The following is a 26290-nucleotide window of genomic DNA, read 5'->3' on the forward strand; positions in this document are numbered from 1 at the left end:
CGCTGCGCAGCGTGGAACCGAGCGAGCGCTGCATCAGCCGGCTCGTGCGGCGGGTCAACCGCCACCGCTGCCCGCTGCCACCGATAGGCCGGCCCGAACGCCAATCCAGCCGCGCCGCCTGCTCCTTGCAGCACCACACCCATACAGCCTCGCCGCTACTCGCCAAAATTCTCTTCAACCAGCTTGGTCAGCGCCGCAATCACTTCCGCCTCATCCTCGCCGCTGGCGCGCAGGCGAATCTGATGACCTTGGCGAACCCCAATCTGCAAGAGATTAAAGGCCGTCACCGGCACCTCTTTGGTCTGGGGCCGGCTCAGATTTTGAATGGTCACCGTGCTCTTGTAAGCCCGGACAGTCTCAACAAACACCTTCGCCGGACGGGCATGCAAACCAACCGGGTTATTGACCGTCAAAACGACTTCAGTCATACCGCTACTCATAGACTTTCATCAACTCACGCGCTTGTAACGCTGCCGCCGCCACTTGTGCCAACGTTGCTTCCGCATTCGAGGCCTCAACCGCCGCCAGATAAGCGCCCTCAACTAATGGCGCATTGCTAATCTGAACGGGCGGGCCGGAAAAGTGTTCGAGCGCCGTTTCGACACTCATCACCGCGCTGCCCAGATCAACCAACGCCAGAATGCCATCAGCGGCCCGCAACTGTTCGAGGCCGGCCAAGATCCGTTCCACACTCGTGCCCAGCGAACCATCACTGGCGCCGCCGGCGGCGGCAATCGGAATCTGGTCGCCGCCAATCTGCCCGACAAACTCTTGCACGCCTTCGGCGAGTCGCACGCTATGCGAGACGATCAGAAGTCCAATCATGCCTTCTCCTCATTGCGGCTACACGTCATCGCCAACGCCTGCAGTAAATACGCCGTTGAGGTAGCCCCCGGATCTTGATGGCCGATACTGCGCTCGCCGAGGTATGAAGCGCGCCCCTTCATTGCCAGCATCGGGATCGTCGCTCGCGCGCCGGCCTCCGCCGCCGCTGCTGCTGCTTGCACCGCCTGCCTCAGCGACCGGCCTGCGGCCAATGCGGCGCGCAAGGCTTCAAGAGCCGGAACCAGCGCGTCAACCATCGTCTTTTCGCCGGGTTGGGCCTTGCCCCGCGCCAAAATCCCGTCTAACGCCGCTTCGAGCGCCAACGCCACATCTTCGGCGCTCATTTCATGGCGATCGGCCAGCGCCATCCCGGCCCGGACAAAGGCCGTGCCGTACAATGGCCCCGACGCGCCGCCAACGGTCGAAACGATGGTCATGCCGGTGGTCTTTAGCATAGTACCGATATCTTTATCGGCCACCGCCGGCAGGCGGGCAATCACCGCGGCGAAACCGCGATCGAGGTTCACGCCGTGATCGGCATCGCCGATCGCAGCATCAAGCAAAGTCAGCTCATCGCGGTGAGCGTGTATCAGCTCCGCCGCCGCCATGAGAAAATGCGTGACGTGTTCTACCGTGATTGGCATCGTTGCCTCGCTCGTATCATCGTGATGCAGTGATTGACAAGTTGCGCGTACAACTGCAACCGGCTCTGGTTGGCCGGAGCTGGTTGGCTGGCGCGGCTGTTGGTCGACAAACGAGCTGCTCCTGTTGTATGCTAGACCATGCCGCGCGCTGGATCAAGGGCGAATGGTGGGACCAGTTCGCCTTTTTTGTTGCAATCCTGAAACATCCTGCCTAGGCATGAATAGCAATCGCCCGCAGATGATCTGCGGGCGATCTTGGCGGGGAGGGAGGGATTCGAACCCTCGAGGGGGTTGCCCCCCTAGCGGTTTAGCAAACCGCCGCACTAGGCCACTATGCGACCTCCCCATGACGTGACTGGAGGGGGCGGTGGGATTCGAACCCACGGGACGCATTGCTACGTCCTTCGGTTTTCAAGACCGACGCAATAAACCGGACTCTGCCACGCCCCCGCTTGGCTGGCCGGCATAAAAAATGGCAGGCGGGACAGGACTTGAACCTGCAACCGGTGGATTTGGAGGCCACTGCTCTGCCAATTGAGCTACCCGCCTTCGCGCCTTATATCCTACCATATCCGGCCAATTTTGGCAAGAGCGGGAAGGGCGGAAAGCGCCCCCGCTCGATTGACGATGCCGCCAGCACGGAGTGCGCCAGTGGGACTGCCGCACGCCAGAAAGAACTTCCCGCGATCGTGCTGCAATCGAGATGTTCGATTCACCTTGTGTCGTGTGTTCTCCTTCTCCCGGACATTGAGAGACGAATAGAATATTTGATCGAGTACAATTATTGACCGCTGTATGATGTCTCAACGCTCAGCGCTTCGCTCCCCTTTCCCGCACCAGTTGAGGAGCGGCCAGAGCCTGTGGTCGCATCCAACCGTTGATCGCTGTACCATGCTGCTAAACCCGGCGCTGCACTCCCCTCGCCCGCGCTAGTGGGCGAGGGGCCGGGGGTGAGGGTAAGCAGTGCATCACAACGCCATCAATCACATCTGCGCTTATGCATTCTGTCCGCCTTTGAACTCCCGGATGGCAGATGAGGGCAACCAGCGTCACCTACCGCTTCAATACCCCTCTGGCGCGTGATAGCGTTCGAGGTTCTGGAAGCGGGTGGTACGCGACTCGAAGCGGAGCGGGATAATGCCGAGCGGGCCGTTGCGGTGCTTGGCAATGTGTATCTCGGCGATCCCCTTCTTGTCGGTCTCTTTGTCGTACAACTCTTCGCGATAGATAAACATCACGATATCGGCATCTTGCTCGATCGAGCCTGACTCGCGCAGGTCGCTGAGCATCGGCACATGGCTCTGGCGGCCTTCGACCGCGCGCGAGAGCTGCGACAGCGCGATCACCGGCACGTTGAGTTCGCGGGCCAGCGCCTTGAGGCCGCGGCTAATGTCGCTCACCTCTTGAACGCGGTTGTCGGTGCGGCGGCCTGACATGAGTTGCAGGTAGTCGATCATCACCAGCGTGATGCCCACTTCGCTGTGCAGGCGGCGAGCGCGAGCGCGCACGTCGGTAATGCTGAGGCCGGGAGTATCTTCGATATAGATCGGCAGCTCCGACAGCACACCCAACCCCTCGATCGCCAAGCTCAGCTCTTCGCCGCGCAGATTGCCAGTGCGTAGCCGTTGCATGTCAATGCCAGTATGCATAGCCAGCATGCGCTGCACCAACTGCTCGCGGCTCATCTCAAGGCTAAAGATGGCTACCGTACCGTTGGCTTGGAAGGCGACGTTATAGGCCAGCGAGAGGGCGAGCGAGGTTTTGCCGACGCTGGGCCGGGCCGCAAGAATGATCAGGTCGCTCGGCTGCAAGCCGCCGGTCAGCTCATCGAGATCGTGGTAGCCGGTCGGCACGCCGATCACCTCGCCGCGCCGCTCTTGCATCGACTCGATCTGGGCAAAGAGGGTGTTGACCACGCGGCCAATGTGGATGAAATCCTGATTGTTGCGCCGTTGCGAGACGGCGAACAGCTCGGCTTCGGCCCGGTCGAGCGTCTCTTCCAGATCGCTCGCTTCGTCATAGCCCATCGCCGCAATCCGCCCGCCAGCCTCGATCAGACGGCGGAGCAGGGCCGTGCGCTCGACGATGCGAGCATAGTATTCGATGTGAACGGCGGTCGGCACCTCGGTGACTAGCTCGCTCAGCATGGTGATGCCGCCGATCAGCTCAAGCTGGCCGCGCCGGCGCAATTCGGCGGCGACAGTCGTTAGATCGGCGGGTTCGCGCCGGTTGTAGCACGCCAGCATCGCCTCGTAGATCAGCGCATGCTTTTCGAGGTAGAAATATTCGGAAGGGAGCCAGCCGGCGACCGCGATAATCGCGTCACGTTCCAGCAAGATCGAGCCAAGAGTGGCCCGCTCGGCTTGCAAATCAAACGGTACGCTGCGTTCGCGGCGATCTTCGCGCTTTTCCACCGTTTTTCCCCCGTTGCCCACCGGTTATCCACATCATCTGGATAAAACGCCAATGTGCCGCAATATGCGGCACATTGGCAAGAGGCACTGTTGAACGTTGCGCGGACGGTTATTCGCCAACCACGACAACCTTGAGCGTAGCCGAAACCCCGCTGGCGAGTTCGACCGGAACTTCGTACTCGCCGGTGCGCTTGATCGGATCTTCGAGCGCGATCTTGCGCCGGTCGATTTCGATGCCGGCCACTTCGTGCAGCTTGGCGGCAATATCGGCATTGGTCACTGAACCGTACAGCCGCTCTTGCTCGCCGACCTTGACCACAAAGGTCAGCGTCAGCTCAGCCAGCTTGGCGGCCAACGCCTCGGCATCTTTGCGCGCCGCCTCAGCCTTGCGCCGCTGCGCGGCCAACCGCTCTTCGGCTTGCTTGATCTGGCTCTTGGTCGCCAGCACGGCAAACCCCTTCGGCAGCAGATAGTTACGGCCAAAACCGCCGCTCACATCTTTGATTTCGCCCGCTTTGCCCAGATGCTCAACATCTTGCACGAGCAATACTTTCATTTTCTTTGCGCTCACGGCGCTCTCCTTTACCTACACCGGTTATAAGCAACGGCCTTTATCTTACCATGACCCGGCGCGGATCGTCAACGATAGATCACCGGCGCATACGCGCGGTAGAGCGTTGTCACCACGCGCAAGGTGATGGGGATGCTTTGCGTGCCGGCGCTGCCGGCGTTGACCGTGATCGTGGCGGGGTAGTCACCCGGCGTCAGACCGGCTGGATTGATCCGGTAGCGCAACAGGCTGGTATGGCCGCTGCCGCTGGTCGTTTCGAGCGTGAGCCAGCTCGCGCTGCCGCTGGCCGTCCAATTGATGCTGGTGGAACCGAGATTCTGCACCAAGGGCGCGTAGCTCGTCGCCGGATCGGTCGCCAACATGGGAATGGTCACACTTGCCGGCGTCACCGCCAGTTGCGCCGGCGTATCTTGGCGCAGATAGACCGGCGTGCCGCTGAGCGGGATTTGGGCCTGCCCGCCACTGATCGTCAGCGGCAGCGTCACCCCGTCGCGGCTAAGCAGTTGCGCACTGCGCCCGGCCTCCAGCGGCATGGTGCGCGTCTCGGCGCTACCGGTCGTCCACAACAGATCAACCAGCGCGCCGGTTGCGGTCTGGAAGCGGAGGTGGTAGCGGGCGGCGGGGATCAGGGCGTTGTTCTGATGGACATAGCTATGTAATGGCCCAAAGCCAATAAACGTTGCCCTGCCAAGCTGCGCCGTGAGCGTCGCGTAGGCATTGGCGGCGAGCTTGCGGGCATAGCCTTGGCTCCGATTGTGCAACAGAGCCATGTTGCCCCACAAATCACCGGCTGGGCTATCAAACTTATCTTCAAGCTGGAACCAATTAATATGCTGCACCCCCAAAGCCAGCGCGATGCCGTGGCTGCGCACCAGCCAATCAGCTTGCTCTTGCTCGCTGCGACAAACGGCTGAAACAGGCGTACAGGTTGACCACCCCAACTCACTGATCCAGAGCGGCACACTCGGCCCGCGCCGGGAATCGAGCCAGCCACGGGCATTGCTGATCCGCCCCCAAAGTGAGACCAATCCGTACAAGCCGGCCCGATCCGGTGCGGTATCAGGCAGATAGGGGTGAATTGCCAGCGCATCAAAACTAGTTTGGGCGGCAGGCGCCGCCGCAAACGCCGCGCCGAGAAACTCGAGCCCGTCACGATTGCCGCCAGTGCGCGTACCGCCATCAAAGATGTAGACGCCGCCGGTAGCAACGATGGCGGTTGGATCGGCCTCCTTGGCCGCAGCATACCCCGCTGCCAGCAACGCGCCGTATTCGTTCGCCTCACCCGGCCACGTCGCCCAGTTATTCGGTTCATTCCAAATCTGCCACACCGCCACCCGTGGCGAGCCGGGAGCATCGTTAAAACCATCGCCATCGTAGCGTTCGACCGCCGCGCGGACAAAATCGGCGAAGTCTTGCGGGTTAGCCGGCGGGCACCAATAGTTGAGTGAGCCGCCGTTGCGCGTGATCCGGCTACCACAATCAGCCACCCGCGCCCACCCCGGCGTCGTCAGCAGCATCCCGATAATGCCGAACCCGGCATTCGCCGCCTGCGCCAACGCGGCATCCATCAGACCCCATGTAAAGGTGCTCTTGCTGGGTTCGAGATTAGCCCAACTGATCTCTTCGCGCACCCACTCAGCGCCGAGTTCGCGCGTGGCGTTGATCAGCGCCGCCAGATCATCGTTGCGGTTCTGCGGCAACCGTTCCAAGCCGCTGAAGTAGGTATTCATTCCGAATGTGGTCAGGCGGGGCGGTTGGCCGGGGGCGGCCAGACTGGGTGCAGGCAACGAACTCAGCGCCAGAGCGGCGATCAAGCCAATGACGAGCAGGGAGAGCAGACGATGCGGCATAGGATTGTCCCTCTTGATTAGCATGGTTGGCAAGCAATTGCGCCCTCGCAACCGGTGTTTGCAGGCAAACGCTTCCCCTCGCCATCAGCGTACCATATCTCAGGAAACATGGGGCAACTTTCATCGTCTATACAGAGAGTCACTTCACCCAGCGATGCCTTTCATCCGGCTGACATCTAGCCGCGCTACGATAAGGTCGTTCCAATCAGTATCGTAGCGGAGTTGTGTATGTATCGCCGTTACGGCAAACGATTGCTCGATCTGATTATTGTAATTCCGGCGCTGATTATCTTAGCGCCAGTGATGGCCGTGATTGCCTTGCTGGTGCGGATCAAACTTGGTCGCGGCGTGATCTTTCGCCAGCGCCGGCCCGGCTTGTATGGCCGCCCGTTTATGCTGCTCAAGTTCCGCACTATGACTGACGCTCGCGATGCGCAGGGCCGGCTCTTGCCCGACGCGCAACGGCTGACGCCGTTTGGCCGATTCTTGCGCAGCACCAGCCTTGACGAACTGCCCGAACTGTTCTGCGTGCTGCGCGGCGAGATGAGTCTGGTTGGGCCACGCCCGCTGTTGATGCAGTATCTCGAATGCTATACCCCCCAGCAGCGGCGCCGGCACGAGGTCTTGCCAGGTATCACCGGTCTGGCGCAGATCAACGGGCGCAACGCACTCTCGTGGGAAGCGAAGTTTGCCTACGATGTGCAATACGTTGAGCACCTTTCGCTCTGGCTTGACCTCAAGATTTTGGCCCTCACCCTCTGGAAGGTGATTAAACGCGAAGGGATCAACCAACCGGGCCACGCCACCGCCGAAGAGTTTATGGGAACGCCGCCATTGCCACCACGACCGCCAGCGCAGCCGCGCGCAGTGAGCAGCGATTAGACGGGGCGCGAGCCGCTGTAGGTGAGCCGCCTGCACTCCCGGTTCGCCGGTAAGCGGGCAACACGCGCATATTGGCGTAACGGGCGATCTTCTCTACAACGCTCGCTGCATCACCGAACAGTACCCATAACGCTAAGGCTCTACGATACAACAGAGAAAGCAGCAAACCTCACGTGAGTCATGGACGGCGAAGCGCGCAATACCAGATGATATGGCTATGGCCCAACGCATTCTAATCATCGGCGCTGGCGGGCACGCTCAGGTAGTGGCTGATATCCTGCTGCAGGCAGCGGCCAATGGCGGTGAACACCGTCCGATCGGCTATCTCGACGACAACCCGCACCGGCACGGGCAGCAAGCGCTAGGGCTGCCGGTGTTCGGGCCGCTAGCAGCGTTGGAGAGCATCCCGCACGACGGTATTGTAATCGCCATCGGTGACAACCGTACGCGCGCGCGCCTCTTCACCGAATTGACGGCGCGCGGCGAACAGTTGGTCAGTGCCATCCATCCCTCGGCCATCATCGCTGCCGGCGTCACCATCGGCCTCGGCACGATGATCTGCGCCGGCGTCATCATTAATCCCGGCAGCGTCATCGGCGCCAATGTTATCCTCAATACTAGTTGCACCATTGATCACCACAACCAGATCGGCGATCATGCCCACATCGCCCCCGGCGTCCATACCGGCGGCGAAGTCGTCATCGGCGCCGGGGCATTGATCGGGATCGGTGCGATCGTGATGCCCCGCCGCCGGGTCGGTGCGTGGAGTGTCGCCGGCGCCGGCGCGTTGGTGCAACGCGATGTAGCCGATGAAACGGTGGTGATCGGTGTGCCCGCGCGTCCATTAGTAGGGACGCACGGCCGTGCGTCCCCCAGCGGTGCGTCCCATCCATAGAATTTAGGAGGTCACCTGTGCCAATGCCGATGTCTTCACCCGACATCACCGCAGCCGAAATCGCCGCTGTCAATCAGGTCTTGCAAACCAGCTATCTCAGCATCGGTCCCCAGATCGTCGCCTTCGAGCAAGCCATGGCCCAGTACGTTGGCCTCCCCCATGCCGTCGGGGTCAATTCTGGCACCAGCGGGTTGCACCTCTGTTGCATCGCCGCCGGCGCGCGCGATGGCGATCTGGTGATCACCACCCCCTTCTCATTCATCGCCTCAGCTAACAGCATCCTCTACGAACGTGCGCTGCCGGTCTTCGTTGATGTCGATCCAGCTACCGGCAATATTGATCCAACCATCGTCGCCGAAGCCGCCGCCGATCTGAGGCGCGGCGGCGCCGCGGCAGCGCGCTGGCTCCCCCGCCGGCATGGCCCAATTGGCGCGCTCAAAGCCATTATGCCCGTTCACGCCTTCGGTCAACCGGCTGATATGGATCCCATCAACGCCGTTGCTGCCGAATATGGCTTGCACGTGATCGAAGACGCTTGCGAGGCGATTGGTTCCACCTACAAGGGGCAAATGGCCGGCACGCTTGGCGATGCGGCGGTCTTCGCGTTCTATCCCAACAAACAGATGACAACTGGCGAAGGCGGTATGATCGTCACCCGGCACGACGACTGGGCTGCGCTGTTTCGCTCGCTGCGCAATCAGGGGCGCGATGTCTTTGATGCATGGCTCAACCACACCCGCCTCGGCTACAACTACCGGCTCGATGAACTCAGTGCGGCGCTGGGGGTTGCCCAACTGCAACGGATTGAAGAACTGATTGCCCGGCGAGCGCAAGTGGCCGCATGGTATCACGAACAACTGGCCGATCTCGATCTGGTCGAACGGCCTCAGATCAGCCCGCACACCACCCGGATGAGCTGGTTTGTCTACGTGGTGCGGATTCTGCCGCCAGCCGATCGCAATACGGTGATGCAGCGGCTAGCCGCCGCTGGCATTCCCAGCCGACCCTATTTCACGCCGATTCATCTGCAACCTTTTTACCGTGAGCTCTTTGGGTACGAGCACGGCGATTTTCCGGTGACGGAACGGCTTGGCGCCCTATCGTTGGCGCTGCCTTTTTCGAGCGTCATGCGCGAAGAGCACGTCACCGAGGTGGTTCATCATTTACGCGCCGCGCTTAGGTGATCACATCGCCCGCCTTGTTCTAACAAGATTGTTATCTTGTCGGCAGCAGTACACATCAATTGTTCACCTACTGCCGGTAGCATGGAGCCGTCGACCAACAGATCAAGCGCAGCGTTATTCCCGCCAGTCTCCTCCCTATGCGCGCTGCCCCACCGGCCACGCAACGATAGGAAAGGGGTCCGGCTTGAAGCTCATCACTTCTTCTCCGCTCCGCAATCGTTATTTTTTCTTGCTGGATATGGTTTTGTTGCCATTCGCGGCATACCTGAGCTTTTGGGTAAGGCTCGACGACTTACCCACAGGAACCGCCTTAGCCGGCTGGTTCGTATTGGCCGTGATCACAACGCCCGTTCACATCGTGCTCTTCCAGCGCTTGGGCATCTATTCGCGGTATTGGCGCTACGCCTCGATCGATGACTTATTGCTGCTGATTTCAGTCGTATCGCTGGCGATGATCGTCGCCACGCCGGTTGCATTTGTGGTGGCCAGCATCACGCCCCTAGCACTTGTACCCCGTTCGGTGCCCATCATTTTCTTCTTCTTTGGTCTCGCGGCAACCATCGGGCCGCGCCTGCTCGCCCGCTTGCTCTGGCACCGCAATACGCTGAAGCGCAAGCGCAAAGGTGATGGCAATGGAACAATGCAGCGCGTGCTGATAATGGGCGCCGGTTCAGCCGGTTCGATGATCGCGCGTGAATTGCGTGACAACCCGCAACTCGGCATGGTGGTCGTCGGTTTTCTTGACGACGATCCGCTTAAGCACGGGATGCACATTTATGGCGCGCCGGTCTTGGGAAACCGGTTCGACATTCCCCGGCTTGTCCATGAATACAATGCCCGCTGCGTCATCATTGCTATGCCATCGGCGGCTGGCAAAGACATTCGCAGTATTGTCGAACTCTGTGAGCGTACCAATGTCAAGACCAAAATCATGCCCGGTCTCTACGAGCTGCTCGATGGCAAGGTAAGCGTCAACCAATTGCGCAATGTGCAAATCGAGGATCTCTTGCGCCGGTCGCCGGTGCAAACCGATAGTGCCGCCGTGCATCACCGGTTGCAAGGCAAGCGGGTGATGGTGACCGGCGGCGGCGGTTCGATCGGATCAGAACTCTGCCGGCAAATCCTGCGCGCCCAGCCAGCAGAGCTGATCATTCTCGGTCACGGTGAGAACTCGATCTTTGCCATCGAGCAGGAGCTGCGCCGGATTGCGCCGCCAACCACCAAACTGACGACCGTCATTGCTGATATTCGCTTCGCCGAGCGAATCATGTACATCTTCGAGCAGTACCGCCCTGAGATCGTGTTCCATGCTGCCGCGCACAAACATGTGCCGCTAATGGAACTTCACCCTGCTGAGGCGGTTACCAACAATGTGCTCGGCACGCGCAATCTGCTTAACGCAGCATTGCAGGCTGATGTGAGCCATTTTGTGATGATTTCGAGCGATAAGGCGGTTAATCCGACCAATGTCATGGGGGCAACCAAGCGCGTGGCCGAGTTGCTGGTTCACGAAGCGGCTCGCCAGAGCGGACGCGCGTATGTGGCGGTGCGCTTCGGCAATGTGCTCGGTTCGCGCGGCTCGGTATTGCTGACTTTTAAGCAGCAGATCGCTAGCGGCGGGCCAGTGACCGTGACCCATCCCGACATGCGCCGCTTCTTTATGACCATTCCCGAAGCGGTGCAGTTGACCTTGCAAGCGTTGGTGTTGGGCAAAGGCGGCGAGGTGTTTGTGCTCGATATGGGCAAGCCGATCCGGATCGTTGATCTGGCCCGCGATATGATTGAGCTGTCGGGATTGCAGGTCGGGCGCGATATTGATATCGTCTTTACCGGTCTGCGCCCCGGCGAGAAGCTCTACGAGGAGTTATTCGTCGAGGGAGAAGAATACGAGCGCACCAGCCATGCAAAGATCTTTATCGCCCGCAATGCCGCCAAATTGGTGCCAAAGGCGCTGGCCGACCAAATCCGGATTCTCGAACTCGCCGCATTTCGTGATGATACCGCAGTAGTGTTGCGCACGTTGCACCGGCTGGTACCCACCTTCAAGCAACCTGCGCCAGCGCCAATGACCGAACCAAAACCGCGCGAACAGGCGGTTGGCGAACCGTTCTGGCGGCGGCATATCGCCACCGATTAATTTGGCGAGGTGAACGCAAGCCGAAGCGGAGTCACACCCGGCGCAGCAATTCGAGCAGCGCCGCGGCCAGCTTCTGGCCGTCGTGGCGCAACACTCGCACTGCCCGGCTCTGCTGCGGATTATCGAGTGAGGTGGTGTACTGGATCACCGCCGCTGCGAGATCGGTCTCGATCACCATGCTGCCCTCGACGATCACGCCGCGTTGGCCGCGCGTATCGCCGGGCAGGGCCGCCAGCTCTTCATAATCTCCCGGATCGAGATAGACCGGCGTCTGATTCGCGGCGGCGTAGATGCGCGTTGTTTCAGGATCGATCCGCTGGGCATTGACCAGCACATAATCCGGGGTGAAGCCGGCGTATTCTTTGATGGCGCGAATATGGTCAGCCACGCGGAAGCCGGTGGTGCGGCCCGGCTCGGTCATCAGATTGCAGACGAAAATCTTTTTCGCGGGGCTGGCTCGCACTGCCTCAGCAAACTCAGCTAACAGAAAGTTGGGTAGAATGCTCTCGAACAGGCTGCCCGGTCCCAACACGATCGCATCCGCCTCGCGCAGCGACTCAATCGCCACCCGCGTCAGCGGCGGCGGATCGGCTTGGGTCAGGCGCAAGTGTCGCACCCGCCGCTGGGCCAATTCGGGATGCAAATAGATATGCCGCACATCGATCAGCGTGCCGTCATCAAGTTCGGCGATGACTTCGAGCGGGATCGGGGTTGGCACCACGTAATAGACATTTGGTTGATTGAGCAACCCCGATGCCCGGTAGTAATACTCGACCGGGTCGGTGACCGGTACGATACAGGTCATGCGATCAACCTGTTCGCTCAAGCTCGACAACACCAGCATGCCGGCGCCACCCGAAATCACTGTAATCCGGCGCGGTCGTTTGGTACGATCGTAGCCTAACACCAGCTCGCCATCGGCGGGTAACTGGCTCGGACGGGGAATCACGACGACTCCGCTCAACTGCCAGATGCCGCCGGCCAGCACAAACAGGCCCACGCCAAGCAACAAAATGCCGCGCAATGGGCGCGGCAGAAATTGCAGGGTGAGCCACCACACCACTTCGGGCAGCCCTTCAACGGTGCGATAGGCATGAATGAAGAGATACGCCACCCCAAGCGATAGTAACAAGATTCCAGCAAAGGTGAGCGAGAGCGACGGGAGCAACTGGCGCAATGCACTGAGGCGATTAATGATCTGTTTCATGCGAGAGCAGCCTGCTTGTCACGATAGCGTTTACCAACCACACGTGCTGATAACTTCATTGCCCAGCGCTGAGCCCGTATGTCATAGCGAGAACAGGGCAACGCAGCACCTTGTACTGCCCGCCCGCAACAATCACCCACGAGCGCGAAATCCAGCCCCTCGCATAGCAACAAAAACACGTTTGGCATTGCAAGGGATCACCTCAGGAAGGCGCTGTCCACGCCAACGCGATCGCGCCATCCACTGGTTGTATCGCTTGGGTAACGCATAGGCGACCATGCCCATCTAGCTTCCAACGGACTCTTTCGGCAGTGATTTAGGGCCTTGCGCGCCTCGCCAAACCAACAGGTGCTCTCACAGCCTTTCAGGGTTATGGGCAGAAGCCGGCGCCCACCGTGAGGCGCCCCTCCATTCCCAACTCCCGATTCCCCATTCCCTACTGTGCGCCAAACTGCGCTCGTAGCGCCGCGCAGAGCGCGCGCAGACCACCGTTACTACGCGACACTACTTCACATAACAAGAGACCAGCCAGCAATCCATCCGGGCAGCCGCTCCAGCGACTGAGCGCCACTTCACCAGTGGCCGTCATCGCCACCAGCGGTTGGCGTTCGAGATACAGGCCATCACTCACCACTTCCAGTTTCAGACCAGTCGCATCTTCCCATGCCGCAAGGTGTTTCGGCTGGAGACGCAACGGGTTCTGCGGCGGCGGCGCGAGCACCAAGCCGCGCTGGCGATGGTGAGCCGCTAGATAGCCGGCCAGCAACAGGCTCACCTCAAACGGATCGAGCACCTCGCCGGCGGGATCAACCACAGCGAGAGCGGTGCCATCGCCAGATAGGGCCAACCCAAGGTGCGAATCGCTCTCGCGCACCAGTTTGCGCAACCGAGTGAGGGTCGCTTCAAACGGTTGCGGCGCGCCGCGAGCAAAGAGCGGATCAGGATCGCGGTTAATCTCAATCGCCCGGGTTTGGCCGCCTTCACCGAGCAGCGCCGTCACCATGCCGGCGGTGGTGCCGGACATCGCATCAATGAAGAAGGTCATCGGCAAACGACGGATCGCATCGAGATCGATCATGTTGCGCAGCGCATCGAGGTAAGGCGCGCGCAGATTCACCGTCGTTTGCGGCGGCGTGAGTGGCGGAAATGCTACCGGCGGCAGCGGGTCAGTGGTAGGATGAATACTCAGACCGCTCTTCTCATCAGCGATCAAGATCAAGCCACCCATATAGTAAGGCCGGTTGCGCGCCGAAACGTAAAGCGCGCAATCGGCCTGCTTACGGTCAAGCGCATGGTGAATCGCCGGCAACGGCGCCGGCGCATCGGCCAGCACGACCGTTACTCCTTGCGCCGCCAGATCGTGGGCCAAGGTTTGGGCCAAGAGATTGGACAGAAAGCGGGTATCGAAGGCAATCAGACAGCGCGCACGCTGGCCGGCCAGCGCTGCGCCAACGGTCGCCGCCCGACGGCGTAATTGATCGAGAGTCAGCTCAGCAATGTAAGCAGCCTCCCACGCCTGTAGCAAGGGGCGTCGATACACGCTCATGCCTGTGTGCGAAACTCCTCAACGACGCTCAGCATTTCATCACGGATCGCGCAGGCGCGCTCCCACGTCTGCGCTTCGAAGCGCGTCGTAATGGCCGGTTCGGTATTGGAAGCGCGCACCAACCCCCAGCCATCGCCAAAATCAACTCGCACGCCGTCAATGTCAATCAGCGGGTACTTGCCAGCAAACCGCTCGTGCAGGAAGTCGATCACGGCAAACTTGCGCTCTTCGGGGAAGGGGATGCGCCCTTCATCAATCGACGGCAACAACGGGTAAGGGGCAAGCGCTTCGCGCAAGGTTTGCCCCAACTCACCGAGGGCATGCAGCAGCATCGCCCCGGCAAAGGCGCCGTCATCAAAATAGCGGCCGGGGAAGGGAAAGATAGTATGGCCGCTCAGCTCGCCGCCCAACACCGCATCAATTTCACGCATCTTGGCCGACAAGCTAGTATAGCCGGTCTTCCACATCACCGGCTCGCCGCCCAACTCGCGGATCGCCTGCGGCAAGACGGCGCTGCACTTCACGTCAAACACCACTGGACCTTTACGCTTGGCGAGCATAGCCTTGGCCAGCGCGATCAGGTAGCGATCGGCGAACACTACCTCACCGGCTTCATCCACCACCCCCAGCCGGTCGCCATCGCCATCAAGGCCAATGCCGAGATCGGCGCGATGCTCGCGCATCGCCGCTTGCAAATCACGCAAGTTCTCAACCTTCAGCGGATCGGGATGGTGGTTGGGGAAGGTGCCATCAGGCTCGATAAAGAGCGGGATCACTTCGATGCCAAGCGCCTCGTACATCGCCATCGCCAGCGGGCCGGCCACGCCATTGCCGCCGTCGAGCACCACGCGGGGCCGCCGGTGGCCGAAATTGATCCAGCGCCGAGCCGACTCGATATAGGCCGGGCCAATGTCAACCTGCTCGTAGTGGCCAGTGCCCTGCGCAAAATGACCACTCGCGGCAATCGTTCCCACCGCTTGAATCGCCTCCGAAGGCAGCGGCTCGGAACCGAAGCGCGGCTCGGCGCGGCGCAGCTTCAGACCATTAAATTCCGGCGGGTTATGGCTGGCCGACACAATCGCGCCGGCATCAGCGCCCAACGCCTCCACCGCAAAATACATCACCGGCGTCGCCACCATGCCAATATCGAGCACATCCATCCCGGTGGCGCGCAAACCTTCCATCAACGCCGCCTGAAAGCGGGGCGAACTCAGCCGCGCATCGCGGGCCACTACAATGCGCCGACGACCTTCGTTGCGAAACAGGGTGCCCGCCGCCCGCCCAAGCACCTCATAAATCCCTTCGTCGAGATCAACCTCGACGATGCCGCGAATGTCATACGCGCGAAAAATCGTGTGATTGAGCGATATGCCCATGCCTGCCTCAAATCGGTGGGTGACGTTCCCTACGAACGTCGCAGTCAAGTATTGGGTTAGTTCGATCCTAGCCGAAAGCACCCTATCCGTCAAGGATGTGTAGCAAATGATGAGCGGCAAGCAGCATCGCAAGAGTACCCGATCCCGAAGTAACTTCCTGCGCGCGTCCGGAGCGTTGCGGAGGCTGCCGCTGTGCTATACTGTTATCCACAATGTACCCCTTGCGCTGTGACAATAATACGGTCACGATGACCGCACCGCTCCATCCGAAGCTTGACCATCTAGATGACATATTCGCCCGCTTCTCCGCCATCCAAGCCGTCTACCTCTTTGGGTCGGCGGCCACGGGGAGCATGCATGCCGAAAGCGATCTTGATCTAGCGCTCGTGCTCCGGCGCGATGAACCGAACTTTCCCAAGCTCGATCTCCTTGCCGCGTTGGCCCAAGCCGGTTTCTGCAACGTTGACGTAGTCGTGCTCAATACCGCAAGCATTGTGCTCAAACACGAAGTCACCCGGCCCAACAAACTCATCTATCAGACACCCGACTTTGATCACGGCTCCTTCTTTTCGCTCGTCACCCGCCAATTTCTTGATTTCCGCCCCTACCTTGACGTGCAACGCCAAGCGTATAAAGCGAGGATGCAGCATGATCAGACCCGAAGTACTGCATAAATGACTTGAGAAGCTCGACGAATATTTGAGCATTCTGTACAGCATGCAACGGTATTCACGCGACGAATTTGTGGCTAATCCTGAGCGTTACAGCAGTGCTGAACGTTTCCTGCACCTTGCGATTGAAGCGCTGACTGATATGGGAAATCACGTGATCGCGGGTCTCCAGTTGGGCACGGTCGATTGGCACAGCGACGTGCCGCGCCGGTTATGCGAAGCCGGCTATATCAATGAAGCGGCTGAGCAATTATGGATCAAAATGATCGGCTTTCTCAACATCCTTGTGCATGAATACCTCGGCATCGACCGTGATATTGTGTACCGCGTCTTACACGATCACCTCGACGACATCGCCCGCCTCAAGCACGTATTTGGACAATTTTTGTGACATTGCCGCACCCGATCCAAACCGGCGTATGTCGCTGTGGTTCTACTGACGCTTGACACACAACCCAGCCCATGGTAAGCTATCGGTGGTCGTGGCCGAACTTCCAAATCCCGAAAGCCTATGACAGCTCCTGTTAGCACCATCCCCGGCCCGCGCGGTCTGCCGGTCGTCGGCATCGGCAACCGTTTGCTGAGCGATCCGCTCGAATTCATGGTGCGCTTGCAGCGCCACTATGGCGATCTGGTCAAGCTCTCGTTGGGCAAGCACACCATGTACTTGGCCACTCACCCCGATATGCTCAAGCGGATCACCCAAGAGAACTGGAAAAACTACATCAAACGCTACCCGACGATAGATGAAATCCTTGGGCGTGGGTTGGTGACGAGCAACGGCGAGCATTGGCTGCGCCAGCGCCGGTTGATGCAACCCGCCTTTCACCACCAGCGCATTGCCCACACGGCCGAGGTGATGGTGGAAGAAGCCGAGCGCATGCTGGCGCGCTGGGAAGGGTATGCGCGCAGCGGTCGCCCCTTCGAGGTGCAAGAAGAGATGATGCTGCTGACCCAGCAGATCATCGTGCGCACCATGTTTAGCTTATCGCTGAGCGATGCCGAAGCGCATGCCGTCGGCAAGGCCTTCAACGACACCCTCAACTGGGTAGCCGGCCAGCAATTCCGCCTCTTGCAACCGCCGCGCAGTTGGCCAACGCCGGGCAACCTCGCCTACCGGCGCAACCTTGACCTACTCGAACGCACCGTTTACCGCTTAATCGACGAACGGCGGCAACGGCAAGGCGAGCGCGACGACCTGCTGGAGATACTAGTGACAGCGCGCGACGCCGAAACCGGCGAGCAGATGTCACCGCAGCAGATCCGCGACGAGGTGATGACCATCTTCCTCGCCGGGCACGAAACCACTGCCGGCACCTTATCGTGGGTCTTGCACCTGCTATCTCACCACGGCGACGCCGAGCGCAAGCTGCGGGCCGAATACGCCAGCGTGCTGGGCGGGCGCAATCCCACCCCCGCCGACCTGCCCAATCTGCCCTACAGCCGCATGGTGATCGACGAAACCCTGCGCCTCTACCCGCCAACGTGGATCTTATCGCGAGTGCTCGTCGGGCCTGACAAGCTCGGCGATTACGAACTGCCCGCTGGCGCAACCGTCGCGCTCAGCCCGTACGTCACCCACCGGCATCCGGCCTTCTGGCTCAACCCTGAGAGCTTTGATCCCGAACGGTTCCGGCCCGAAGAGGCGGAAAGGCGCCACAAATTCGCCTACGTTCCCTTCCTCGCCGGCCCGCGCCAGTGCATCGGCAACAACTTCGCGCTGATGGAAATGCAGATCGTGTTACCCATGATCCTGCAACGCTTCCACGTCAGCGCGGTGCCCGGCTACCCCGTGCGCCCAATGCCGAAAGCGACGCTGCGACCGGGGCCGCAGGTGTGGGTGGAGGTGAGGAAGACAAAGTAGCGTTGGTCTGGAATGTGAGCGCATTACTAGCATGATACAGATCAAGCAAGCCTTCACGGATACTGATAGGGTTGGACGAATATTCGTCTCGATCACAACGCTCATGGTCGTTGCTGGCTTGATCTGGGCTATTGGTAGTAATGCGCTTCAGAATCAGCAATATCAGCCTCAAGGGATCGTGGTTGATTAAGGAATGTCAAAAATGAAACAGTATACACCCAGTCATTACTGGGAAAATCGTCTGCAGAAGAACTTTGATCTGACCGGCGTTGGTCATAGCGGGTTGGGACCCAACTACAATGCTCGCCTTTATCAGCGGCGGTTAGAGACATTATCGACTGGATTGGCCCGCATCAAACAACCACTAGCTGGCAGTCGAATCTTTGAGGTTGGATGTGGTACAGGATTCTATACAAATTATTTTGCTCAGAATGATGTTGCCGAGTATTTTGGCTTAGATATTAGTCCAACGAGTGTTAAGACATTAATAACGACGGCATCCGTCATTTCATTTTGTGTGTGCTGACATTACTGAATCTTCTCCTATAGCTATTAGCAATCATTTTGATATCGTATTTGCCGCTGATGTATTATTCCACATTATCGAAGACAAACGATTCGAACGCGCTATTTCCTCTATGGCTTCCCGTTTAAAGGTAGATGGTTGGCTGATTGTTTCTGACATTTTTCCACAACAAACTGTACAAAGCGCCACTCATGTACGCTTGCGATCATACAGCGATTATTATCAGATATTCCTGAAACACAAACTTAGTATCGTTCAGATAGAGCCAATTTTTGCCATCTTACAGCCACCACCAATCAAAAGCCATCTGGCTTGGTGGAATGCTTATGCTTTTATTTGGAAACTCGAACAACGCGTAATAAAGAACAGCTTTCTGGATCAAAATGGTTAGATCGGCATTTCCTTTGCCCTCTTTATGGGATGAAAGTTCCAAATAGCAAATGGCTTTTTGCGCGTAAAACATGAAACGAATTTTCAGCTACAGCCTTATCTACGCTCTCGGCAACGCCGCCAACAGCGCAGTACTGCTGTTTGTCATCCCATACTTAATCAGTACCCTGACCCCCGCTGAATATGGCGCATGGTCACTTTTCGAGTTGTCAATCTTCTTGTTGAATATATTCATTCTTGCCGGGCTAGAAGTCGGCCTGATGCGCGAGTACTGGTTTCAACCCGATGAGCACCAGCGCGCGCAGTTGGTTGGTAGCACCCTATTGATGGTCGGTGCGATTGGGTTGGTGATTGTCACCGGCGGTACCGGTATTGTGGCGAGCGGGGTTCATTTTGGCTTTCCCGGTGCGCCACATACCCTTTTCATGGTGTTGGCGATAGGTTGGAGCGATGCATTTTTTACCGTCTTTCTGACCCTGTTTCGCATGCTCGAATATCCGGTCATCTTTATCATATTGTCGATAGGTCGTTTAGCATTATTTGCGGTACTGTTATTTGGTTTTGTCGAGAGCGGTTGGGGCTTGACCGGCGCACTTGGGGCACGCTTACTGGCCGCGTTAGCGGTGCTAGTAGTAGCCTTGATGCTCAGTAGACGATGGGTTATCTGGCGCTTTGATCGAACTATGATCAAGCGGATCGCTAGCTATGGCCTGCCGATGTTACCAACGAACGTAGCGGCTTATATCCTATTGGCTGCCGATCGCTATGTCATCCAAGGTTTTCTGTCGTTAGAAGATGTGGCTCTGTATTCCTTGGCCTACAAAATTGCCACGATCCTCGATGTGTTAGTTACCCGGCCCTTCGCCCTTGATTGGGCGCCACGGCGCTTCAAGATCGCCGCCGAACCCAACCCCGAACCGAAATATGAGCAAGCGCTGCTGATCTATTTGTGGACAGCCATATCAGTCAGCCTTGGCATTATTGCCTTAACCCCGTTGATATACACCCTGTTGGCACCACCAGCATATTGGCCGGCAATGCATTTGGTACCGGTTATTTTACTAGCGTACATCATTTATGGCCTGAGTTATCCCTTGAACATTGGCATCATGCTGAAGGATCGCACCCAAGATCTGCCGGTGATAGGCTGGATTGCAGCGATCGCCTGTCTTGGCTTGTGCTTTTGGTGGATCCCAATGAATGGGATTTCTGGCGCTGCTTGGGCAACGGTCGTTGCCTATGCTATTTGGACTAGCTTGATTGCCATCAGATCGCTGCAACTCTACCCATTGCGCTATTCTTGGCACGCTATCATCAGCATCATCAGTGTTGGAATGATGGGCTACGGCGGGTTGTGGTTAACAGCACAGTGGTTGTCGCTACCAGATCTCGTCGCCGCCACTGTGCGTTTCGGCTGGGGTATAATTATTATGGGCGGGTGTGGGGTGTGGTTATGGCGCCATCATCAACGATCAGCGCCAATAAAATCATTTAGTGCCAGCAAGTAATTCCAACCGTTTCTTAAAATATTAAATTCAGAGTTACAAGGAATCTACATACTATGCGAATACAACAAGGATTTCTCACCTACAACCCTACCCTCGACCGGTATGAGATAGATTACCAGCAAACCCTTGGAATTATTGCAAATGAATTATTATTGCAATTATTGCTCAAATCTAGAAAATACTTAAAAGGCCGCTTACTTGATCTCGGATGTGGTCATCGTCCGTATGCTCTCATTTATGATAGTTTAGTTGATATGAGTATCGGCACCGAAGTCACCTTTTCACCACACGGCACCCACGCTGCTGATGTTATCTGCTTTGCCGAGTATTTGCCTTTTCGCCATCAACAATTTGACACCATTCTTTGCACTGAAGTGCTAGAACATACTACTAATCCGTTTCAAGTAATGCGTGAAATTGAACGTTTACTTAAACCCGGCGGTCACCTTATTATATCAGTACCATTTATCTATCCTATTCACGAACTACCCCACGATTATTGGCGCTTTACCATATATGGCATCAGCATGCTTTGCCGCAATGCAGGCTTAGAAATATTACACACCTATACAAAAGGCGATTTAGTTGCCACTATATTGGTATTAGGACACCAAATCGCTATGCGCACGCTCGGTTTTGTTAACCATATCTTACAAATCGACCCACCACTCTTTTCATATTCAAAAGTGCGTTGGTTGATCTGCCAACCACAATGGTGGTATCTTAAAGCGTCACGCTGGCTACAACAACGCTTATCAACCATTACCAACAATACAGACGTAGTGGCCGATTACAGCATTTCCTACTCCAGCCAGTGACTAAGGATGATCTTCATCAATGGATGGCGCTAGGTTATCTCGTTGTCGCACGCAAACCCACTCATTGACCCAGTATTTTGCGACACAATCAACCTAAAGTTCTCGTTTTGCTGTCTCAGAACCTTGCAAGATGACAGGAGATGGTGAAAACTGCCGATTGTATCAACACCTTAGCTTGTGACGGTCTTACGCAGATGATCATACGAACTCGCACTAGCTTACTTTTCATTGGAATCGTGTTGGGTCTCATATTGTTGAGCTACATCTATATTTATCCGTACATCATCATAAGCACTGCGTCTGCTCGCCTCGAGAAAGCTATTGCGCAGAATGATCATGCATACCTAGCAGATACGATTAGACAACTTGAATCCGCGCGCCAATGGCATGCCCAAGATGCCTTGCTGTATCGCCGCCTAGCCCAAGCCTACCAATTCGACGGACGGTTGGAAGATGCGCTGACGGCGCTAGAACAAGCGAAAGCGTTACAACCGGACAGTCTCCTGATTAGCATTGAACTAGCTACCGCCTATCTACGCGCGAATAACATCGCTATGGCTGCCAAGGCGTTGCAAGATGCCGGTGTACTTACATCTTTTTTGATCGAACACGCCAATCGCCTCTGGCAGGACAAGGACTACACTGGATTGACCCAATACTTGCAATTGATCGAAATTAATGGGGAAGACACGTTTAGTTCGCGCCAATTTATTGCTGCGCAATTAGCCCGGCAGCAAGGCGATCAAGTCGCTGAGTGGGCATTATTGAGCGAAGCCGTGACGGCTGATCGCGGTTGGATCACGACATCAATGCGATCGTGGGCGTTTGTGCGTTATGCTGAGGCCTGCATTAGGCAGAAACGTTTCAATGAGGCATTAGCTGCGCTTGAGACGGCGCTTGCTACAACGCAGGGCATTTTTTCGTTACGCGATCTGGGTATTGTCTACCGGTTACGCGGGCTTGCCTTTCAAGGCACTGGCGATACGACCCAAGCCGAGGCCGATTTTTTGCAGGCCGTTACCTTAGCCCCCGATTTTGGGTGGGGATGGATGAGTTTAGGCGTTCTCCGCTATACCACCCACGGCGAGGGGTGGGACGAGATAGACCGCGCGTTAGCTCTTGAGCCAACCAATCGCGACCTCTGGAACTATTTGCTGGCCGTTTTGCAGACAGCGCATGACGATCAAAAGGTAGCATGGTACTGTTCACAAGCAACGCAACTCCAGATACCTCTCAACACAGTATGCCGATAACGAGCTGTTGATGAATATTCTTCTTTTGGCCACAACCTACTATCCCTACATCGGCGGCATTGAGCAAGCTGTGCATTCCTTAGGCCGTTGGTTGCGCCAAGCCGGCCACCGCTCTGTGATTATCAGCGAGCGAAAACCCTTCCGTCTGCCAGCGAACGAAACGATCGACGAACTGCCAGTCTACCGTTTTCCCTTTACTGCGGCCGGTTTGTCCATCCACGGATCGCTGCTGTACCCCGTCGTTTCTGCGTGGGTTGTCCGCCAAATGCAACAACTGGTGGAACAATACGCTATCGACCTCGTGCATGCCCAAGGGGTAAGCCGCAATGCCGCCTATGCAATGCAACTGAGCCGCCTGACCCAAACGCCGCTCGTAGCGACTTTTCAGGGTATAGAAGTACAAAGCATCTTCCATGCCAACATTCCGCCACGTCTCTACCGTTGGCAACGCTACTGGAATGAACGCATCGTAGCAGCAGCGAGCCGCGTTACGACCTGCTCGCATGATCTTGGCCAACAATTGGTGCGCCTTGCGCCATCCGCCGCTGCTAAACTCACGGTTATTCATAATGGGGTTGATCTGGCGCCATTCGTACGCCAACCCGCCAGTGAGCGCGAGCATCTTCTTCTTATCGGACGCATGGTTCACAAAAAAGGGTTTGATATTGCCTTACGCGCGTTTGCGATGCTCAAACAGCAACGGCCAACTCCCATACCGCACCTCGTCATCGCCGGCGACGGGCCTGAACGAGCCAAACTACAGGCATTAGCCGGTTCGCTCAATATCCAAGATAAGACAAGATGGTTAGGTGCTGTAACTGATCGCGATCAGATCGCGCGCCTGTTTGCGAAAAGTCGGGTAGTGCTTGTTCCATCGCGCGAAGAACCGTTCGGTATTGTCTGCCTCGAGGCGCTAGCCGCTGGTTGCCCTGTGGTGGCGAGCCGCGTTGGCGGCATACCTGAGATCGTGCGCGATGGCATAGACGGCTTGCTGGTAATGCCGGAAGATCCGGCAGCAATGGCGGAGGCGCTGGGGCGGATGTTAGACCAGCAGACAACTGGAGCACCTCCCGCGACGTTACAAGAGCGCGCCGCCCAATTTTCGTGGGATCAGATTGGCGCACGTTACCTTGAGCTATACCAGCAGGTAGGCAAATTATGAGCGGCACGATATCAACGCAGCCGGTAGGGCGGCTCTTTGCGCATCCAGCAATAACGCCCATCATTGGGCTATTGCTGTTTCTGAGCCTTTTTCAATTTCAGGTCGAGATCGTATCCTTCACCATCACACCGTCAAGCATCTTGATATGGGTGCTCTTGGTGTGGGGCATGGGACAAATCATCTATCAGAAGGGCGTATTCCGCTTGGCCCGCATTCCCTTCTTGCGCTTGTGGGTACTTTATGTATGCTTAACTTTGATCGGGTTTGCCTGCGGAGAAGGCAATCTCAGCGGCCCATTGCAAGCGGTATGGTCGTTGTTTCGCAGCATTGAAATCTTGTTGTTGTACCCGATTGTGGCCCAGATTGCCACATGCGCCTCTACGCGGCGGTGGATTGTGATCGCAATCTCACTGGGGATTTGCGTCTCGGCGTTCTTCGGAATCGGCCAAAGCCTGAGCAATGGCCGCTGGTTCAGTGGCCTGAGCGAGAATGGGAATGGCCGGTATCTGGGCCTCTTTATGAAAGAGGAGCTTGACTTCCGCGCTCGGTTTGCGGTGAGTGAATGGAACAAGAACGCGCCGTTCTTTCGCGCTCATGGCACAGCCAGTTCACCAAACTTGTTTGCCGCGCTGATGAACGTCGGCTTAGCTTTAGCGGTCGGTATGCTCATGGCAGGAACCCGCCAGCGTTCATGGTGGATCGGCGTAGTGATATTGACGAGTGCTGGTCTGTTTCTTAGCTTATCACGGGCCGGTTGGGCGGCAATTGTGACCGCGGTGATTATGGTGGGGATCGTAAAAGCGCGCTTACGCTGGTCGCACATCAGAACCAGTATCCTGACCCTGATCGCGACCGTGGTTGCGATTGCGGTCGCTGCGCAATTCGCGCCTGAAGCTGTCCAACAGCGCTTTACCAGCATCTTATCACCGCAAGCGACCCCGGAAGTGCAAAGCCGGCAAGAAGTGTGGAACATCGCTTGGCAACGCATTCTCGAACGACCGCTCCTCGGATACGGCACTGACCGGATTCCGGGAACATTGCTGCAAAGCTGGGGAATTTTCCCTCCTGACATTTCACCCCATAATATCTACCTCACCGCTGCGTACCAATATGGCATCGTGTTTGCACTGGTTACAATCATCTGGTTAATTGTGATACTTTACACCGGGTATCAGCTTGTCAACAGCACGCAACCCTTTGCGCGCGGATTAGGAATGGGAACCATGATCCTCGCGCTCGCGATCATGATTCACGGCTTCTTTGATTCGATTTTGCAGCCGCCGATGATGCAAATCTTGCTCTGGAGCTTGCTGGGAACGACGGCGACAACCCTCACTGCCTTGCGCGGTGCATCGCCCATAGGACAGGCTCATACCCCATCAGGACAGATGCCGGCGCAACTCGCAACCTAAGACAATCGGGGATAACTGCACGAGAGGCAATATGCAGCGACGTATCTTGTTTGTCAACAATGTTGGTCAGATTGGCGGCGCTGAACAGAGTTTACTTACCTTACTGGGCGGGCTTGATCAGCAACAGTGGCAGATACGGCTCGTCTGCCCGCCCGCAAGCGCGATTGGGCAACGCGCCCAGCGCCTTGGCATTACCACCATACCATTGCCACTGGTTGACTCGGCCCAGCGAGCGCCATTGCGCTATCTCTGCGTCTTATGGCAATTCGTGCAACTTGCGAGGGCTTGGCGCCCGCATCTGATACATTGCAACGGTGTGCGTAGCGTCTTGTACGGCGTTCCTACTGGCAAGATACTACGCATTCCCACCATTGTGCATATTCGTGACATTGAATTGCCGCCATCACCAATAACGAAAACGCTGATCAAACTTGCCGATCGGCAAATTGCCATTTCACATGCGGTCAAAGCCACATTGCAGCACCTCAAGGTAGAGCAATCGTGCGTGGTTGTCTACAATGGAGTCAATATCGGGCAGTTTCAAACCATCGCCCCTGAAGCGCGCGCGCAGTTCCGAGCTAGATACGGGATTCCGCCAGATGGGCTTGCCATCGGGATTATAGGCCGTATATTGCCACGGAAAGGCCATGAGATTTTCTTGAACGCAGCGGCGCGGTTACGAGAACACCCGCAGCTTTACTGGTTAATCATAGGGGAGGAATGGATCCATAGCGCGGGCTTTCAGCAAGAGTTAATTACACTAGCCAATCGCCTCATGATCACCAAACGAGTACATTTTACTGGTTGGCAAGACAATATCCCCGCAGTCTTGTCGGCGCTTGACATTGTGACCATGCCATCCAAAGAGCCAGAATCGTTTGGCCGCGTCGTGATTGAAGCGATGGCCGCCAAACGGCCGGTCGTTGCTAGCCGCATCGGTGGAATCAGTGAAATTATTCGTGATGGTCACACCGGACTCTTAGTGCCGCCGGGAGACGCTGTTGCGTTAGCCAAGCAGATTGAGCGCTTGGTGAGCGATGCCACGCTGTACAACACAATCGTGATGCAGGCGTGGGACGCTGTACAGCAATTCAGCCATGAGAATCATGTGAAAGAAATCGTCAAAGTCTATCAATCGTTGTGGTAAGAGGTTCG

Annotated in this window: 23 protein-coding genes, 3 tRNA genes and 1 pseudogene; 15 read left to right on the forward strand and 12 right to left on the reverse strand. The window is 57.3% G+C overall.

The window, feature by feature from the left end:
- Window positions 1–155 precede the first annotated feature (155 nt).
- The 9 genes from U9R81_RS07835 to U9R81_RS07875 all read right to left on the reverse strand — a co-directional run bounded on the left by U9R81_RS07835 (window position 156) and on the right by U9R81_RS07875 (window position 6304).
- Window positions 156–428, reverse strand: a complete 273-nt coding sequence (locus U9R81_RS07835) for an HPr family phosphocarrier protein (protein ID WP_066784277.1) — start codon at window positions 426–428, stop codon at window positions 156–158.
- 4 nt (window positions 429–432) lie between these two features.
- Complete coding sequence (gene dhaM, locus U9R81_RS07840) at window positions 433–825, reverse strand: dihydroxyacetone kinase phosphoryl donor subunit DhaM (RefSeq protein WP_322494931.1); 393 nt, start codon at window positions 823–825, stop codon at window positions 433–435.
- Window positions 822–1469 (reverse strand): dihydroxyacetone kinase subunit DhaL, encoded by a 648-nt coding sequence (dhaL, locus tag U9R81_RS07845; RefSeq protein WP_322494932.1) that lies wholly within the window; start codon window positions 1467–1469, stop codon window positions 822–824. Before dhaL ends, dhaM begins: the two co-directional genes overlap by 4 nt.
- 256 nt (window positions 1470–1725) lie before the next feature.
- Window positions 1726–1815, reverse strand: a tRNA-Ser gene (locus U9R81_RS07850).
- Window positions 1816–1825: 10 nt separating this feature from the next.
- A tRNA-Ser gene (locus U9R81_RS07855) sits at window positions 1826–1919 on the reverse strand.
- Between the two features lie 23 nt (window positions 1920–1942).
- Window positions 1943–2018: transfer RNA gene (locus U9R81_RS07860), tRNA-Trp, on the reverse strand.
- Window positions 2019–2530: 512 nt separating this feature from the next.
- Window positions 2531–3883 (reverse strand): replicative DNA helicase, encoded by a 1353-nt coding sequence (gene dnaB, locus U9R81_RS07865; RefSeq protein ID WP_322494933.1) that lies wholly within the window; start codon window positions 3881–3883, stop codon window positions 2531–2533.
- Between the two features lie 109 nt (window positions 3884–3992).
- Window positions 3993–4439 carry a 50S ribosomal protein L9 gene (gene rplI / locus U9R81_RS07870; RefSeq protein WP_322494963.1) on the reverse strand — a complete coding sequence of 149 codons (447 nt, stop codon included), beginning with the start codon at window positions 4437–4439 and terminating at the stop codon, window positions 3993–3995.
- 83 nt (window positions 4440–4522) lie between these two features.
- The gene (locus U9R81_RS07875) at window positions 4523–6304 is read right to left on the reverse strand and encodes a BACON domain-containing protein (protein WP_322494934.1); all 1782 of its coding nucleotides are present in this window, start codon (window positions 6302–6304) and stop codon (window positions 4523–4525) included.
- Window positions 6305–6532: 228 nt separating this feature from the next.
- Between U9R81_RS07875 and U9R81_RS07880 the strand changes: the two genes are divergently transcribed.
- From U9R81_RS07880 to U9R81_RS07895, 4 genes are all read left to right on the forward strand, one after another.
- Window positions 6533–7186, forward strand: a complete 654-nt coding sequence (locus tag U9R81_RS07880) for a sugar transferase (protein WP_322494935.1) — start codon at window positions 6533–6535, stop codon at window positions 7184–7186.
- Window positions 7187–7403: 217 nt separating this feature from the next.
- A complete protein-coding gene (locus U9R81_RS07885) occupies window positions 7404–8081 on the forward strand; it encodes an acetyltransferase (RefSeq protein ID WP_322494936.1) in 678 nt (225 codons plus the stop codon).
- Between the two features lie 17 nt (window positions 8082–8098).
- A complete protein-coding gene (locus U9R81_RS07890; protein ID WP_322494937.1) occupies window positions 8099–9265 on the forward strand; it encodes a DegT/DnrJ/EryC1/StrS family aminotransferase in 1167 nt (388 codons plus the stop codon).
- A gap of 184 nt (window positions 9266–9449) precedes the next feature.
- Entirely contained in the window at window positions 9450–11402 is a 1953-nt protein-coding gene (locus tag U9R81_RS07895) for a nucleoside-diphosphate sugar epimerase/dehydratase (protein WP_322494938.1), read from the forward strand.
- 31 nt (window positions 11403–11433) lie between these two features.
- On the opposite strand, the gene U9R81_RS07900 is transcribed toward U9R81_RS07895, so the two are convergent.
- From U9R81_RS07900 to U9R81_RS07910, 3 genes are all read right to left on the reverse strand, one after another.
- A complete protein-coding gene (locus tag U9R81_RS07900) occupies window positions 11434–12609 on the reverse strand; it encodes a gluconeogenesis factor YvcK family protein (RefSeq protein ID WP_322494939.1) in 1176 nt (391 codons plus the stop codon).
- Window positions 12610–13045: 436 nt separating this feature from the next.
- Complete coding sequence (locus U9R81_RS07905) at window positions 13046–14155, reverse strand: phosphoglucomutase (RefSeq protein ID WP_322494940.1); 1110 nt, start codon at window positions 14153–14155, stop codon at window positions 13046–13048.
- Window positions 14152–15531 carry a phosphomannomutase/phosphoglucomutase gene (locus U9R81_RS07910; protein WP_322494941.1) on the reverse strand — a complete coding sequence of 460 codons (1380 nt, stop codon included), beginning with the start codon at window positions 15529–15531 and terminating at the stop codon, window positions 14152–14154. The genes U9R81_RS07905 and U9R81_RS07910 overlap by 4 nt, the downstream gene beginning before the upstream one ends.
- Window positions 15532–15779: 248 nt before the next feature.
- Here U9R81_RS07910 and mntA point away from each other — a divergent pair, with 248 nt between their 5' ends.
- From mntA to U9R81_RS07965, 11 genes and pseudogenes are all read left to right on the forward strand, one after another.
- Window positions 15780–16205 (forward strand): type VII toxin-antitoxin system MntA family adenylyltransferase antitoxin, encoded by a 426-nt coding sequence (gene mntA / locus U9R81_RS07915; RefSeq protein ID WP_322494942.1) that lies wholly within the window; start codon window positions 15780–15782, stop codon window positions 16203–16205.
- A 16-nt stretch (window positions 16206–16221) separates the two neighbouring features.
- A pseudogene (hepT, locus tag U9R81_RS07920) lies at window positions 16222–16593 on the forward strand (type VII toxin-antitoxin system HepT family RNase toxin); the annotation flags it as partial.
- Between the two features lie 120 nt (window positions 16594–16713).
- Window positions 16714–18066, forward strand: coding sequence for a cytochrome P450 (locus U9R81_RS07925; RefSeq protein ID WP_322494944.1), 1353 nt, complete (start codon window positions 16714–16716; stop codon window positions 18064–18066).
- Window positions 18067–18268: 202 nt separating this feature from the next.
- Complete coding sequence (locus U9R81_RS07930) at window positions 18269–18592, forward strand: methyltransferase domain-containing protein (RefSeq protein ID WP_322494945.1); 324 nt, start codon at window positions 18269–18271, stop codon at window positions 18590–18592.
- A complete protein-coding gene (locus U9R81_RS07935; RefSeq protein WP_322494946.1) occupies window positions 18582–18983 on the forward strand; it encodes a methyltransferase domain-containing protein in 402 nt (133 codons plus the stop codon). The genes U9R81_RS07930 and U9R81_RS07935 overlap by 11 nt, the downstream gene beginning before the upstream one ends.
- Before the next feature lie 70 nt (window positions 18984–19053).
- Window positions 19054–20490, forward strand: coding sequence for a lipopolysaccharide biosynthesis protein (locus U9R81_RS07940; RefSeq protein ID WP_322494947.1), 1437 nt, complete (start codon window positions 19054–19056; stop codon window positions 20488–20490).
- A gap of 53 nt (window positions 20491–20543) precedes the next feature.
- The gene (locus U9R81_RS07945) at window positions 20544–21308 is read left to right on the forward strand and encodes a class I SAM-dependent methyltransferase (RefSeq protein ID WP_322494948.1); all 765 of its coding nucleotides are present in this window, start codon (window positions 20544–20546) and stop codon (window positions 21306–21308) included.
- 401 nt (window positions 21309–21709) lie between these two features.
- The gene (locus U9R81_RS07950; protein ID WP_322494949.1) at window positions 21710–22561 is read left to right on the forward strand and encodes a tetratricopeptide repeat protein; all 852 of its coding nucleotides are present in this window, start codon (window positions 21710–21712) and stop codon (window positions 22559–22561) included.
- Window positions 22562–22571: 10 nt separating this feature from the next.
- Window positions 22572–23723 carry a glycosyltransferase family 4 protein gene (locus U9R81_RS07955; protein WP_322494950.1) on the forward strand — a complete coding sequence of 384 codons (1152 nt, stop codon included), beginning with the start codon at window positions 22572–22574 and terminating at the stop codon, window positions 23721–23723.
- Window positions 23720–25135: an O-antigen ligase family protein gene (locus tag U9R81_RS07960; RefSeq protein ID WP_322494951.1), complete on the forward strand. Its 1416-nt coding sequence runs from the start codon at window positions 23720–23722 to the stop codon at window positions 25133–25135. The genes U9R81_RS07955 and U9R81_RS07960 overlap by 4 nt, the downstream gene beginning before the upstream one ends.
- A 31-nt stretch (window positions 25136–25166) precedes the next feature.
- Window positions 25167–26282, forward strand: coding sequence for a glycosyltransferase family 4 protein (locus tag U9R81_RS07965; RefSeq protein WP_322494952.1), 1116 nt, complete (start codon window positions 25167–25169; stop codon window positions 26280–26282).
- The last annotated feature ends 8 nt before the right edge of the window (window positions 26283–26290 follow it).

The sequence above is a fragment of the Chloroflexus sp. genome (assembly GCF_034435895.1).
Taxonomy (GTDB): Bacteria; Chloroflexota; Chloroflexia; order Chloroflexales; family Chloroflexaceae; genus Chloroflexus.

Coding starts and splice junctions, on each gene's coding strand:
- U9R81_RS07910 (WP_322494941.1), bottom strand. CDS start 15,531: ATGGGCATATCGCTCAATCACACGATTTTTCGCGCGTATGACATTCGC.
- U9R81_RS07925 (WP_322494944.1), top strand. CDS start 16,714: ATGACAGCTCCTGTTAGCACCATCCCCGGCCCGCGCGGTCTGCCGGTC.
- U9R81_RS07945 (WP_322494948.1), top strand. CDS start 20,544: ATGCGAATACAACAAGGATTTCTCACCTACAACCCTACCCTCGACCGG.
- U9R81_RS07885 (WP_322494936.1), top strand. CDS start 7,404: ATGGCCCAACGCATTCTAATCATCGGCGCTGGCGGGCACGCTCAGGTA.
- U9R81_RS07955 (WP_322494950.1), top strand. CDS start 22,572: ATGAATATTCTTCTTTTGGCCACAACCTACTATCCCTACATCGGCGGC.
- U9R81_RS07875 (WP_322494934.1), bottom strand. CDS start 6,304: ATGCCGCATCGTCTGCTCTCCCTGCTCGTCATTGGCTTGATCGCCGCT.
- U9R81_RS07940 (WP_322494947.1), top strand. CDS start 19,054: ATGAAACGAATTTTCAGCTACAGCCTTATCTACGCTCTCGGCAACGCC.
- mntA (WP_322494942.1), top strand. CDS start 15,780: ATGACCGCACCGCTCCATCCGAAGCTTGACCATCTAGATGACATATTC.
- U9R81_RS07960 (WP_322494951.1), top strand. CDS start 23,720: ATGAGCGGCACGATATCAACGCAGCCGGTAGGGCGGCTCTTTGCGCAT.
- U9R81_RS07965 (WP_322494952.1), top strand. CDS start 25,167: ATGCAGCGACGTATCTTGTTTGTCAACAATGTTGGTCAGATTGGCGGC.
- U9R81_RS07930 (WP_322494945.1), top strand. CDS start 18,269: ATGAAACAGTATACACCCAGTCATTACTGGGAAAATCGTCTGCAGAAG.
- U9R81_RS07905 (WP_322494940.1), bottom strand. CDS start 14,155: ATGAGCGTGTATCGACGCCCCTTGCTACAGGCGTGGGAGGCTGCTTAC.
- U9R81_RS07835 (WP_066784277.1), bottom strand. CDS start 428: ATGACTGAAGTCGTTTTGACGGTCAATAACCCGGTTGGTTTGCATGCC.
- dhaM (WP_322494931.1), bottom strand. CDS start 825: ATGATTGGACTTCTGATCGTCTCGCATAGCGTGCGACTCGCCGAAGGC.
- rplI (WP_322494963.1), bottom strand. CDS start 4,439: ATGAAAGTATTGCTCGTGCAAGATGTTGAGCATCTGGGCAAAGCGGGC.
- U9R81_RS07880 (WP_322494935.1), top strand. CDS start 6,533: ATGTATCGCCGTTACGGCAAACGATTGCTCGATCTGATTATTGTAATT.
- dhaL (WP_322494932.1), bottom strand. CDS start 1,469: ATGCCAATCACGGTAGAACACGTCACGCATTTTCTCATGGCGGCGGCG.
- U9R81_RS07900 (WP_322494939.1), bottom strand. CDS start 12,609: ATGAAACAGATCATTAATCGCCTCAGTGCATTGCGCCAGTTGCTCCCG.